9 protein-coding genes are annotated in these 13,734 nt (G+C 70.6%); 8 read left to right on the top strand and 1 reads right to left on the bottom strand.

The window, feature by feature from the left end; translation table 11 throughout:
* Window positions 1-9: 9 nt before the first annotated feature.
* From AB8M46_RS29290 to AB8M46_RS29310, 5 genes are all read left to right on the top strand, one after another.
* Window positions 10-792 carry a DUF1989 domain-containing protein gene (locus tag AB8M46_RS29290; protein WP_394362315.1) on the top strand — a complete coding sequence of 261 codons (783 nt, stop codon included), beginning with the start codon at window positions 10-12 and terminating at the stop codon, window positions 790-792.
* A complete protein-coding gene (locus AB8M46_RS29295) occupies window positions 789-1,403 on the top strand; it encodes an urea amidolyase associated protein UAAP2 (protein WP_394362316.1) in 615 nt (204 codons plus the stop codon). The genes AB8M46_RS29290 and AB8M46_RS29295 overlap by 4 nt, the downstream gene beginning before the upstream one ends.
* Window positions 1,400-4,966: an urea carboxylase gene (gene uca / locus AB8M46_RS29300; RefSeq protein WP_394362317.1), complete on the top strand. Its 3,567-nt coding sequence runs from the start codon at window positions 1,400-1,402 to the stop codon at window positions 4,964-4,966. The genes AB8M46_RS29295 and uca overlap by 4 nt, the downstream gene beginning before the upstream one ends.
* Entirely contained in the window at window positions 4,963-6,576 is a 1,614-nt protein-coding gene (atzF, locus tag AB8M46_RS29305) for an allophanate hydrolase (RefSeq protein WP_394362318.1), read from the top strand. The genes uca and atzF overlap by 4 nt, the downstream gene beginning before the upstream one ends.
* A 287-nt stretch (window positions 6,577-6,863) precedes the next feature.
* Window positions 6,864-7,451 carry a D-alanyl-D-alanine carboxypeptidase family protein gene (locus AB8M46_RS29310; protein WP_394362319.1) on the top strand — a complete coding sequence of 196 codons (588 nt, stop codon included), beginning with the start codon at window positions 6,864-6,866 and terminating at the stop codon, window positions 7,449-7,451.
* A 7-nt stretch (window positions 7,452-7,458) separates the two neighbouring features.
* On the opposite strand, the gene bla is transcribed toward AB8M46_RS29310, so the two are convergent.
* Window positions 7,459-8,370: a class A beta-lactamase gene (bla, locus tag AB8M46_RS29315; protein ID WP_394362320.1), complete on the bottom strand. Its 912-nt coding sequence runs from the start codon at window positions 8,368-8,370 to the stop codon at window positions 7,459-7,461.
* A gap of 185 nt (window positions 8,371-8,555) precedes the next feature.
* Between bla and AB8M46_RS29320 the strand changes: the two genes are divergently transcribed.
* From AB8M46_RS29320 to AB8M46_RS29330, 3 genes are all read left to right on the top strand, one after another.
* On the top strand, window positions 8,556-9,788 hold the full coding sequence (locus AB8M46_RS29320) for a thiolase family protein (RefSeq protein WP_005156956.1): 1,233 nt from the start codon (window positions 8,556-8,558) through the stop codon (window positions 9,786-9,788).
* A 1-nt stretch (window position 9,789) separates the two neighbouring features.
* The gene (locus AB8M46_RS29325) at window positions 9,790-11,901 is read left to right on the top strand and encodes a 3-hydroxyacyl-CoA dehydrogenase NAD-binding domain-containing protein (protein WP_394362321.1); all 2,112 of its coding nucleotides are present in this window, start codon (window positions 9,790-9,792) and stop codon (window positions 11,899-11,901) included.
* A gap of 223 nt (window positions 11,902-12,124) precedes the next feature.
* Entirely contained in the window at window positions 12,125-13,726 is a 1,602-nt protein-coding gene (locus AB8M46_RS29330) for a histidinol-phosphatase (protein ID WP_394362322.1), read from the top strand.
* Window positions 13,727-13,734 lie beyond the last annotated feature (8 nt).

Genomic DNA, 13,734 nt, shown 5'->3' on the forward strand with positions numbered 1-13,734 from the left:
GAAGGTTCCATGAGCACGACATCGACCACGTACGGCGCTCGCGACCACGCGCGCGCCCAAGCGGGCACGGTCACCGAAGCGATGCCTGCCATCCCGGCGTCCACCTGGCCGGACCCGCCGCCCGGGATCGACCCGGCGAAGCTGACCTGGGCCGAGACCGTCGCCGGCGGCGGCTACACCCACAAGGTCCTCGCGAGGGGCACCGAACTGCGGCTCACCGACGTCGAAGGCGACGCCTGCGCGCATGTGCTGCTGTACAACGCCGACCAGCCTTGGGAACGGCTGAACGTCGCGGACACGGTGAAGGTCCAGTGGAACGCCTATCTCGGCGAGGCGATCGCGCTGCTTTCGGATCAGGCGCGGGTGCTCGCGACCGTCGTCACCGACAAGAGCGGGAAACACGACGCCCTCTGCGGGACGTCCACTGTGGACGGACTCAGGCTGTTCACCCTCGCCGCCGCCAAACACGGCCTCACCCCACGCGATCTCCCGCCGAGCCTGTCCTTCTTCCAGGGCGTCCACGTGGAGACCGACGGCGGGCTGACGTTCACCGGTTCCGCGGGCCCCGGCAAATCCGTGGTCCTGCGCACCGAACTCCCGGTGATCGTCCTGATCGCCAACGTCGCGCACCCGCTCGACCCGCGTCCGGACCACACGGTCACCCCGCTGCGCGTCCTCGCGCAGCGGAGCGCGCCGTCCACACCGGACAGTCCTGAATGGACAGCGTCACCCGAAGCGCAGCGCGCCTTCGAGAACACCGCCGACTACCTCACCGCTAGGGGCCTGGCATGACGACGATCATCTCCGACACCGAGGTCGCCGCGCGGGCGCCGTACTCCACCGTGCTGCGCGAGGGCGAGACGCTCGCGATCATCGACCTCGGCGGCAACCAGGCCGTCGACTTCCTCTGCTACGACGCCGCCGACACGGCGAAGAGGTACAGCGCGGCCGCCACGATCGCCGCGCAGCGCAACATCTTCCTCACCACCGGCAGCGTGCTGCGCACCGGCGAGGGCACGCCGCTGCTGACCGTCGTCGAGGACACCTGCGGGCGGCACGACACGATCGGCGGCGCCTGCAGCAAGGAATCGAACAGCCTCCGCTACGGCCAGCACACGCGGTACCAGCACGCCTGCGTCGAGAATTTCCTGACCGAGGGCGCGAAATGGGGCCTCGGCAAACGGGATCTGGTCAGCAACGTCAACTGGTACATGAACGTGCCGGTGGAACAGGACGGCACGCTCGGCATCGTCGACGGCATCTCCGCGCCCGGTCTCGAAGTCAAGCTGCGCGCCGAGACCGACGTGCTCGTGCTGGTGTCGAACTGCCCGCAGATCAACAATCCGTGCAACGGCTTCGACCCGACGCCGGTCCGGATGATCGTCACCGGCGGTGGCGCGTGAAGCTGCTCGTCGCCAACCGGGGGGAAATCGCGGTCCGGATCATCCGGACGGCAAGGGAGATGGGCATTCCGACGGTCGCCGTCTACTCCGACGCCGACCGTACGGCCGCGCACGTACGGCTTTCCGACGAAGCCGTCCGGCTCGGCCCGGCACCGGCGAGGGAGAGCTATCTCCTCGGCGACGCCATCATCGAAGCCGCACTGAAGACCGGCGCGGACACGATCCACCCCGGCTACGGTTTCCTGTCCGAGGACGCCGCCTTCGCCAGGGCGGTGGAGGCGGCCGGGCTCCGGTTCGCCGGCCCCACGGCGGACCACCTCGAGGTCTTCGGCAGCAAGCACACCGCACGGGAGAAGGCCGTCGAAGCCGGTGTCCCGCTGCTGCCGGGCACCGGACTGCTGGACACCCTGGCCGACGCCGAAGCGGCGGCGGACGGGATCGGCTACCCCGTGATGCTCAAGGCCACCGGCGGTGGCGGCGGGATCGGCATGCGGGCCTGCGCGTCCGCCGCGGAACTCCGCGACGCCTGGGAGGCGGTGCAGAGCATCGCGGCCAAGAGCTTCTCGACTTCTGGCGTGTTCCTCGAACGGCTCGTGACGCACGCGCGGCACGTCGAGGTCCAGGTGTTCGGCGACGGTACGGGTGAGGTGCTGGCGCTGGGCACGCGGGACTGCACCCTGCAGCGACGCAATCAGAAGGTGCTCGAAGAGTGCCCCGCGCCGGGACTTTCCGAAGCGGCGCGGGAGAAACTGGTCTCGGCGGCCGTCGATCTCTGCGCTTCGGTGCGCTACCGGTCGGCCGGGACGGTCGAGTTCATCTACGACCCGGTCCGCGAAGAGGCGGCCTTCCTCGAAGTCAACACGAGGCTGCAGGTCGAACATCCGGTCACCGAGGCGGTGTACGGCGTCGACCTGGTCTCGTGGATGCTCCGGCTCGCCGACGGCGAGACCGGGATGTTCGCCACCACGCCGTCCCCACGCGGGCACGCGATCGAAGCCCGCGTCTACGCGGAGGATCCGGCCGCCGGGCACCGGCCGAGCGCGGGTCTGCTGACCCGCGCCGATTTCCCCTCCGGTGTCCGGGTCGACACCTGGGTCGAGGCCGGGGCGACCGTGACGACGCATTACGACCCGCTGCTCGCCAAGGTGATCACCGTCGGCGCGGACCGGACCGAGGCGCTGACGGCGTTGGGCGAGGCGCTCGGTGAGAGCCGGGTGGACGGTGTCCGGACGAATCTCGGTCAGCTGCGCGCGGTCGCCGCGGATCGGCGGCTGCGCGAGGTCACGCACGACACCGCGACGCTCGACACGATCACCGACCCCGAACCGCGGATCGAGGTGCTGCGGGGCGGCACGATGACCACCGTCCAGGACTGGCCGGGGCGGCTGGGGTTCTGGCACGTGGGTGTCCCGCCGAACGGGCCGATGGACGATCTGTCCCTGCGGCTGGGCAACCGCGCCCTCGGCAATCCCGAAGGCGCGGCGGGCCTGGAGTGCACTGTGGATGGTGTCTCGCTCCGGTTCACCGAAGACGCAATCGTTTGCGTCACGGGATCGCCGTCACCGGTGACCGTCGACGGCTCCCCGGTTCCACAATGGACACCGGTCGAGATCCCCGCGGGCGGGGTGCTCGACGTCGGCACCGGGACCGCCGGGCTCCGCGCGTACGTCCTCGTGCGCGGCGGGATCGACGTGCCGGACTTCCTCGGCAGCGCGGCCACGTTCACGCTCGGCGGTTTCGGCGGGCACGGCGGGCGCGCGCTGGCGACCGGCGACGTCCTCTCCCCCGGGCCGCTGCCGGAGAACCCCGTCGGCGGGCCCGTTCCCGAGGCCGAACGGCCGGTTTTCGCCACGCACTGGGAGATCGGCGCGACCGAGGGACCGCACGCGGCACCGGAGTTCTTCACCCCGGACGACGTCGAGACGTTCTACGCCACCGACTGGGAGGTGCACTTCAACTCCGCGCGGACGGGTGTCCGGCTCGTCGGGCCCCGGCCGCGCTGGGCACGGGAGGATGGCGGCGAGGCGGGCCTGCACCCGTCGAACATCCACGACACCCCGTACGCGATCGGCGCCGTCGACTACACCGGCGATCTGCCGATCCTGCTGGGCCCGGACGGGCCGAGCCTCGGCGGATTCGTCTGCCCGGCGACCGTGGTGACCGGGCAGCGCTGGAAACTCGGCCAGCTGCGGCCGGGCGACACCGTGCGGTTCGTGCCGATCACCACCGAGCACGCGGGCTCTTTGCGTGTCTCGCCGAGCAAGGCGGTCAAGGCGAGCCGGAAGCCGATCGACGACGGTGGCATCCTCGGCCGTCTGTCCACATCGGACGAGAACCCGGAGGTCACCTACCGGCGCAGCGGCGACGACAACCTGCTGATCGAGTACGGGCCGATGAAACTCGACCTGGCCCTGCGGATGCGGGTCCACGCGCTGGCCGACCGGCTGGCCACGGAAGGGCTCGACGGCGTCGTCGACCTGACCCCCGGCATCCGCTCGCTGCAGGTGCACGTCGATCCGGACGTGCTGCCGGTGCCGAAACTGCTCGGCCTCGTGCAGGAGGTGGAGCACGATCTGCCGCGTACCGGCGACCTCGTGGTGCCGAGCCGGACCGTGCGGATGCCGTTGTCCTGGGACGATCCGGCGACGCGCGAGGCGATCGAGCGGTACATGGCGGGCGTGCGCGACGACGCGCCGTGGTGCCCGTGGAACATCGAGTTCATCCGCCGGGTAAACGGTCTGTCCAGTGTGGACGATGTCTACCGTACGGTGTTCGACGCGGAGTACCTGGTGCTCGGCCTCGGCGACGTCTATCTCGGCGCGCCGGTGGCCACTCCTCTGGACCCGCGGCACCGGCTGGTGACCACGAAGTACAACCCGGCCCGTACGTGGACCGCGGAGAACTCGGTCGGCATCGGCGGCTCGTACCTGTGCATCTACGGGATGGAGGGTCCCGGCGGCTACCAGTTCGTCGGGCGGACGGTGCAGGTGTGGAGCGGCTGGCGGCAACGCGGATCGTTCGAACCGGGTTCGCCGTGGCTGCTGCGGTTCTTCGACCGGATCTCCTGGTACCCGGTGAGCGCGGAGGAACTACTGGATCTGCGGGCACAGAGTTCGGCCGGGGAACTGGAACTCGACATCACCGACGGCGAGTTCGCGCTGGCCGACCACGAACGCTTCCTGGCCGACAACGCGGCCGACATCGCCGCGTTCCGGGCGAAGCAGAGCGCGGCGTTCGAGGCGGAGCGGCAGGCGTGGGCGGCGGCGGGCGAGTTCGACCCGCGGCCGGAGCCGGTCGGCGCGAAGGTCCCGACCACGAAGGTCGAGGCCCCGCCCGGCGGGCACGTCGTCGAGGCGCCGTTCGCGGCGACCGTGTGGCGGGTGGACGTCGAGCCCGGCAAGAAGGTCGACGCGGCCGAGACGCTGGTGATCCTCGAAGCGATGAAGACCGAGGCGCGGATCCCCGCACCCGCCGGCGGCGAGGTCGTCGAGGTGCTCGTCTCGCCCGGTGATCAAGTCGCCCCCGGCACTCCGCTGGTGGTTCTGGGAAGGAGCGCGGGATGAGCGTGCGGGAGCGGGTGCGCGCCGCGTACCACCGGATCGCCCGGGTCGACCGGCCCGAGATCTGGATCGACCTGCGTCCCGAGGAGGACGTGCTCGCCGACGCGGAGAAGCTGGAAGCCCGTCGCGTGGCGGGGGAATCCTTGCCGCTGTACGGGAAACTCGCCGCGGTCAAGGGCAACATCGACGTCGCCGGGCTGCCGACGACGGCGGCGTGCCCCGAGTACGCCTACTCGCCCGCCGAGGACGCGCCGGTGGTGGCGCGGCTGCGCGCTGCCGGGGCACTGATCCTGGGCACCACCAATCTGGACCAGTTCGCGACCGGGCTGGTCGGGACGCGCAGCCCGCACGGGGCGGTGCGGAACGCGATCGATCCGGCGTACGTCTCGGGCGGGTCGAGTTCGGGATCGGCGGTCGCGGTGGCGCTCGGGATCGTGGATCTCGCGCTCGGCACGGACACCGCCGGATCCGGCCGGGTTCCGGCGGCGTTCAACGGGATCGTCGGGCTGAAGCCGACGCGGGGGCTGCTGCCGACGACGGGTGTCGTGCCCGCGTGCGCGAGCATCGACTGCGTGACCGTGTTCGCGCGGACGGTCGACGAGGCGACGGCGGCGTTCGCCTGCTTGAGCGAGCCGCGGGATCTCCCGGTGCTGAACCGTCCTTTCCGGGTCGGCGTACCTTCCGAGCTGGGCCCCTTGCAGGACGGCTGGGCCGAAGCGTTCGCCGCGGCGGCTCGCTCGTATCGGGACGCGGGCGCCGAGCTGGTGCCTGTCGACATATCGTCGTTCCTGGCCGCGGCGCGCCTGCTGTACGAAGGCGCCTTCGTGGCCGAGCGGTACTCGGCGGTCGGCGAGTTCATCGAGGCTCATCCGGACGCCGTCGATCCGGCCGTGCGGCAAATCATCGGCGCGGCGAAGGACGTCCCGGCGCATCGGTTGTTCAGCGACCTGGCGAGGCTCGACGGTCTTTCGGCCGAGACGTCGGCGATTTTGTCCACAGTGGACTGTCTTCTGCTGCCCACGACGACGGAACACCCGACGATCGCCGAAGTCGAGGCCGATCCGCTGGGCGTGAACGCGCGACTGGGCCGGTTCACGAACTCGACGAACCTGCTGGGTCTGTCGTCGCTCGCCGTGCCCGCCGGGACCGTCGACGGGCTGCCGTTCGGGGTGATGCTGGTCGGCCCCGCGTACGCCGACCGGATCCTCGCCGACGTCGCCCGCTCGGTGCCGCGGCGGACGCGGATCGCGGTCGTCGGCGCGCACCTGCGCGGGCAGCCGCTGAACCACGAACTGACCTCGCGGGGCGGCCGGTTCGTCTCCGCGGGACCGACGGCGGCCGAGTACCGGTTCTACGCGCTGGACACCGTGCCGCCGAAACCCGGTCTCGTCCGGGTCGCTTCGGGCGGCGAGCCGATCGAAGCGGAGGTCTGGGACCTGCCGCTGAGCGGTTTCGGCGAGCTCGTGGCGGGCATTCCCGCGCCGCTGGCCATCGGGAAGGTGCGACTGGCCGACGGGAGTGAGGTGTCGGGGTTCGTGTGCGAACCCGGAGCGGTGGAGGGCGCCCAGGACATCACGGAGTACGGGGGGTGGCTCGGGTACCTGGATCGCTGACTCGGCTGATCAGCGGTGGAACACCCCGAGTGCGGCCGCCAATCACGCGAGTCACGCCCCTGATCACGCGAGTCACGCCTCCCCTCACGCCGCGCCTTGGGTGCCCGGTCCGTGAAGGCCTCCTTGAGGGACCCAGAGTCCCTCAAGGAGGCCTTCACGGACTTCCGCCCGAAACGTCACTCACGACCACCCGGACCAGGCGGTTTCCGATTTGGTTGGCTTCACCGGGCGTTCTGGGAAGAAGCTCACAAACCGTGGCGGCCCGCCGGGGGCTGGGTAGCTTCGGAGTGGTGCCCACCACATCCACCTCCAGCCGCAGGACCGTGATCAGCGTGTTCGCGGCGCTGGGCCTCGTCGTGGCCGCGATGGTGACGCTCGGCGCCACCGGCCTGGCCGTCAAACCGGTGAACGGACAGGCGCTCGCGGTCCTGGAAGAGGTCCCCGGGCCCGAGAGCGGGCCGACTTGCGTCGTCGACAAGCGTTATGTCGACGAAGACACCTTCGGTATGCGCCCGGACGTGATCGAAGCGTGGAACGCCATGCGCGCCAAGGCCAAAGCCCAGAACGTCACGCTCTGCGTGAACGACGGCAAACGCAGCCGGGGCCAGCAACAGCGCGAATTCGACAAGGCCGTCGAGCGGTTCGGCTCCGTGGAGCAGGCCAAGAAATGGGCACTGCAGCCCGAGACGTCCATGCACGTCAAGGGAATCGCCGTCGACATCCAGCCGCTGAACTCGGCGGCGTGGGTGGACAAGAACGGCGGCCCGCTCGGCTGGTGCCGTCGCTACGACAACGAGAAGTGGCACTTCGAGTACGACCCGGCCTACAAGACCGCCGGCTGCCCCGCCCTGCTCCCCAGCGCCACCGGCAACTGACCCGGAACTACGCCAGCTTTTCGACGACGTACTTCGCGGCCTCCGCGAGTAGCGCTTCGTCGTAGGGAGCGTCCTTCGCCGACTTGCTGGACATGACCGCCAGGACGATCGGTGCCTTACCCGGCGGCCACAGGACGGCGATGTCGTTCAGCGTGCCGTACTCGCCTGTTCCGGTCTTGCCGGCGATGGTCCAGCCGGGCGGGAGGCCCGCGCGGATCCGTCCGGCGCCGGTGACGGTGCGCTGGAGCAGGTCACGCAGGAAGTCGCGTTTTTCGGCCGTCAGCGTGTCCCCCAGCACGATCTCCCGGTAGTCGGCCGCGAACGCCCGCGGCGTGGTGGTGTCGCGAAGGTCGCCCGGGGTGGCCTCGGTGATGGCCGGCTCGACCCGGTCCATCCGCGTGACCGTGTCGCCGAGACCGCGTGTGAACGCCGTCAGTGCGGCCGGGCCGCCGAGATCCCGCAGCAGCAGATTGCCCGCGGTGCCGTCGCTGAACCGGACGGCGGCGTCGCACAGCTGGCGGATCGTCATGCCCGTGGCCACGTGCCGCTCGGTGACCGGCGCGTGTTTCATCAGGTCGTCCCGCGAGTAGCTGACCCGCGTTTCCAGATGCGACAACGGGTTGCGCTGCAGGACCGCGGCCGCCGCGACCCCTTTGAACGTCGAGCAGAACGCGAACCGCTCGTCAGCGCGGTGTTCGACGGTGCCGCCGCCTTCGGTGTCGAGCGCGTAGACGCCGAGCCTGGCGTCGAACTTGTTCTCCAGTTCCATCAACCGGTCGTGGAACTGGCGGGTGGTGGACGGCGGGGGTGGCGGAGGCGACGGCACGGGCGGGTTCGCCCGCGTGCAGGCGGCCAGTGACGCGAGGACCGCCATCCCCAGCAGCGCACGACGGGTGACGGCCGGCCCCGGCGAGTTCATCGTGATCCCTCCCCCTGATCACTTCGAACATAGCAATTTCCCCACCGCTCCCGGATCGGCCAAGCGGCCGAGGCGGGTGACCCCGGGAGTGTGCCTTCCCCCACTCGACCGGGCCACCATCCTGGTTACCGACCGGTAACCGGGGCTAGGGTGCGGTCAGGACAACCTCTACTTCAGGAGCATTCGTGGCCGCAGGAGCAACACCGCTCGCGCCGAACGCGCGGTCGGTACGCAATGTCGCCTTCGTCGAAGGGGTGCGGACGCCCTTCGGCAAGGCAGGCGAAAAGGGTATGTACGCCGGCACCCGTGCCGACGATCTCGTCGTCAACGCCATCCGTGAACTGCTGCGGCGGCACCCCGAGCTGCCGCCCGAACGCGTCGACGAGGTGGCGATCGCCGCCACCACCCAGATCGGCGACCAGGGCTTGACCATCGGCCGCACCGCCGCGCTGCTGGCGGGCCTGCCGAAGTCGGTGCCCGGTTTCGCGCTGGACCGCATGTGCGCGGGCGCGATGACCGCCGTCACCACCACCGCGAGCGGGATCGGCTTCGGCGCCTACGACATCGCCATCGCCGGCGGCGTCGAGCACATGGGCCGCCACCCGATGGGCGAGGGCGTGGACCCGAACCCGCGCATCATCGCCGACAAACTCGTCGACCCGACGGCGCTCGTGATGGGCCAGACCGCGGAGAACCTGCACGACCGGTTCCCGGCGATCACCAAGCAGCGCACCGACGCCTTCGCCGCGCGCAGCCAGGAGAAGTACGCCGAGGCCGTGAAGACCGGCAAGATCGGCCCCGAGCTGGTCCCGGTCGCCACGCGTTCGAAGGAACTCGGCTGGGGTCTCGCGACCGAGGACGAGCCGCCGCGTCCCGGCACCACCGTCGAGCAGCTCGCCGGGCTGAAGACGCCGTTCCGCCCGCACGGCCGGATCACCGCGGGCAACGCGGCCGGGCTCAACGACGGCGCCACCGCGGCGCTGCTCGCCGACGAGGACACCGCCCGCGAACTCGGCCTGCCGATCGGCATGCGCCTGGTGGGCTACTCGTTCGCCGGGGTCGAGCCGGAGGTCATGGGCATCGGCCCGGTGCCCGCCACCGAGAAGCTGTTCGCGCGCACCGGCCTGTCGATCGACGACATCGGCCTGTTCGAGATCAACGAGGCGTTCGCGGTCCAGGTGCTCGCGTTCCTCGACCACTTCGGCATCGCCGACGACGACCCCCGCGTCAACCAGTGGGGTGGCGCGATCGCCTGCGGTCACCCGCTCGCGTCCTCCGGGGTGCGGCTGATGACGCAGCTTTCGCGTCAGTTCGCCGAGCGCCCCGACGTGCGCTACGGCCTGACCACCATGTGCATCGGCATCGGCATGGGCGGCACGGTCATCTGGGAGAACCCGGCTTTCGAGGGGGCCAAGTAACATGACTTTCACCGCTGAGCAGGCGAAAGCCGCCTTCCCCGACGAGGTCGTCACGAACGCGGTCACCCGCCTGGTGAAGGTGCCCGGGCTCGACAAGCCCGTCGCGCTGATCACCCTCGACAACGGCCACGACCACACCCGGCCGAACACCTTCGGCCCGCAGGGCCTGGTGAGCCTCAACGCCGCGATCGACGCCGCCTTCGCGGCCGAGCCCGCCGCGATCGCGGTCACCGGCAAGCCGTTCATCTTCGCCGTCGGCGCCGACCTTTCCGGCGTCGAAGCGGTCGCGGATCCGGCGCTGGCGCGGGAGATCGCGCAGACCGGGCACGACGTGTTCCGGCGCCTCACCGAGACCGAGATCCCGACCTTCGGGTTCATCAACGGCGCGGTGATGGGCGGCGGGCTCGAACTCGCGCTCTCCTGCCACTACCGCACGCTTTCGGAGAACACCGCCGCGATCGCGTTCCCCGAGGTCTTCCTCGGCCTGTTCCCGGGCTGGGGCGGCACGCAGCTGCTGCCGAACCTCATCGGCCCGGACGCCGCGGTCACCGTGATCATCGAGAACGCGCTGGCCCAGAACAAGATGCTGAAGGTCGCGCAGGCGGCCGAGCTCGGCATCGTCGACGAGGTCTTCGGCTCGGCCGACTACCTCGAGCAGTCCCTGCTGTGGCTGGCGAAGGTCGTCAACGGCGAGATCACCCCCGCCCGCCGCGAGATCGACCGCGGCGCGGGCTGGGACGCCGCGATCGCCCGTGCCAAGGCCATTGTGGACGGTCGCACGAAGGGCGCCTCCCCCGGCGCGACCAAGGCCGTCGAGCTGCTGGAGCTGGCCCGCGAGAACGACCTCGACCGCGGCTACGCGGCCGAGACCGACGGGCTCGCCGAACTGCTCATGGACGACACCCTGCGCGCGGGGCTGTACTCGTTCAACCTGGTCAACAAGCGGGCCAAGCGGCCGGCCGGTGCGCCGGACAAGTCGCTGGCGCGCAAGGTGAACAAGGTCGGCATCGTCGGCGCGGGCCTGATGGCCAGCCAGATGGCGCTGCTGTTCGTCCGCCGCCTCAAGGTGCCGGTGGTGCTCACCGACGTCGACCAGGAACGCGTCGACAAGGGTGTGTCCTATGTGCACGGTGAGATCGACAAGCTGCTGGCCAAGAAGCGGGTTTCGCCGGACGGCGCGAACCGGCTGAAGGCGCTCGTCACCGGCTCGCTCGACAAGTCCGCGTTCGCCGACGCCGACTTCGTGATCGAGGCGGTGTTCGAGGAGCTGGGCGTCAAGCAGAAGGTCTTCGCCGACCTGGAGCAGTACGTCTCGCCCGAGGCGATCCTGGCGACGAACACCTCGTCGCTGTCGATCACCGCGATGGCGTCGCAGCTGAAGCACCCCGAGCGCGTGGTCGGGTTCCACTTCTTCAACCCGGTCGCGGTGATGCCGCTGCTGGAGATCGTCCGCGCGGAGAAGACCGACGACGCCACGCTGGCCACTGCGTTCGCGCTCGGCAAGCAGCTCAAGAAGTCGAGCGTGCTGGTCAAGGACGCGTCCGCGTTCGTGGTCAACCGGCTGCTGCTGCGGTTCCTCGGCGAGGTGCTGGTGACCGTCGACGAGGGAACGCCGTTCGACGTCGCCGACAAGGCGCTCGAGCCGCTGGGCCTGCCGATGACGCCGCTGACGCTGATGCAGCTGGTCGGCCCGGCGATCGCCCTGCACGTCGGGGAGACCCTGCACGGGGCGTTCCCGGACCGGTTCACCGTCAGCGAGAACCTCGACCGCTTCGTGAAGGCGGGCAAGAAGGGCGTCTGGCAGTGGGACGACAAGGGCAACGCCACCGTCGATCCCGAGGTGGCCGAGCTCTGGCGGCAGGGCGACTCGCCGTCGACGTCCGAGCAGGTGCGTGACCGCGCGCTGGCGGCGATCGCCGAGGAGATCCGGATCATGCTCGACGAGGGCGTGGTCGCGGAGGCGCAGGACATCGACCTGTGCCTGATCCTCGGCGCGGGCTGGCCGTTCTGGCTGGGCGGCATCACGCCGTACCTCGACCGGGCCGGCGTGTCCGAGAAGGTCAACGGCAAGCCGTTCCTGGCGCCGGGCGTGGCGAGCGTGCCGCTCTCCTGAGCCTCGGCGAAAGGCCACCGTCGGCGATCCCTTGATCGCGGACGGTGGCCTTCCGCGTTTTTCGTGGATTCGATGGCGAGTGACTACGTTTTCGTGAAAGCCTGGGGTTCGTACGGGAACGTTCGTCTCCCCGGCCATCCCCCGGGGAGACGGGCATCACAGAACGCCGTGCGTTGGCCGTCCGGACATCGTCCGTTCAACGACGCTCTTTAGCGTCCGGCCGGTGAACAGCGAAAAACCCGGCGTCGACCGCCGCGGATTCCTCAAACGCGCGGGCCTCGTGTCCGCGGCGGCCGCCGGCGCGCCACTCGCCGCCGCGGCACCGGCGGACGCCCTCGATCTGGATCTGGACCTCGACCTCGGCCTGCTCTTCGGCCGGGACCGCTATCGGTGGCTGGCGGGCGATCACCACATCCACACGCAGTACTCCTACGACGCGATGTACACAGTGGACGGAATCGCCACCGACGCGCGCCGTCACGGCGCGGACTGGGCGGTGATCACCGATCACGGCCACGCCGCGCACGAGAAGTCGTCGGTGGAGCGCACGAACGCCGCGATCCGGGCGGCGCAGCGCGAACATCCCGATCTCCTGCTGTGGCAGGGCATGGAGTGGAACGTGCCGGGTGCCGAGCACGCGACGCTGTTCTTCCAGGCGGGCGCGGCCCAGGCCGCGAAACTGCGCGAGTTCGAGCGCGCCTTCGACTGGCGGCTGACCGGGACCGAACCGGGCACGCCGGACAACGAGGCGCTGGCCGTCGAGGCGATCCGCTGGCTCGCGGCCGAAGAGCGGGCCCGCCGGATCCACGCGCCGGTGGTGGTGATCAACCATCCGCTGCGCAACGGCCGGATCGCCCCGCACGAGATCCGCGCCCTGCGCGACGCCGCGCCCGGCATCGTCATCGGTATGGAAGGCGCGCCGGGAGCGCAGGCCGACGGTTTCCCCAAACCGCTCGGGAGCGGCGGGGGCGCGCGTGGCGGGTACGGCAACTCGCCCGGCTCGAACTCGTGGCCGGGCTTCCCGGCGTCGGCCTACCGCACCTACGGCGGCTTCGACTGGAGCACCGCGACCGTCGGCGGACTCTGGGATTCGCTGCTGGCCGAAGGAAAGCCGTGGTGGATCACCAGCAACTCCGACTCGCACTACAACCGCGGCGACACCCACGTGCGGCCCAGCGTCCCCGACGGCTACTACGACGAGCACGGCGGCTACCCGGACCCGATCGACACCGGCGTCCCGCAGACCCTGCCGCCGTACGCGGACTTCGCCCCCGCAGAGTTCAGCCGGACGATGGTCGGCGTGACCCGCCGAAGCCACGAAGGTGTGCTGGAAGGTCTGCGCGCGGGCCGCGTCTGGGTGGTGCACGGCGGGCTCGGGCAGGAACTCGAGTTCGGCGCGTACAGCGGCTGGAGCTCGGCGACGATGGGCGGCAGGCTGCGGGTCCGGCGCGGATCCGACGTCACGGTCGTCGTCTCGGCGAAGCTGGCGGCCCGGCCGAACGGCGGCGGCGCGATCCCGCGGCTCGCGCGGCTCGACCTCGTTTCGGGACCGGTGACCGGCCCGGCCGCCGACCGCGACACACAGACCGCCCCGGGTACCCGGGTGGTGCGGTCGTTCGAGCCGCGGTGGGCGCCCGGGCGGCGGGTCACCTTCCGGCACACGTTCCGCGACGTGCGTGAGCCGTTCTTCGTGCGGACACGCGGGACGGACGGCAAGAAGCACGTGCCCGGCGGGATCGAGCCGAGCGCCGACGTGATCGGGCAGTCGAACCCGTTCGAAGACCTGTGGTTGTACGGGAACCCGATCTTCGTCGACGTGCGGTAGGTCTCCCG

Source organism: Amycolatopsis sp. SB7-3, assembly GCF_041021335.1.
Lineage (GTDB): Bacteria > Actinomycetota > Actinomycetes > Mycobacteriales > Pseudonocardiaceae > Amycolatopsis > Amycolatopsis japonica.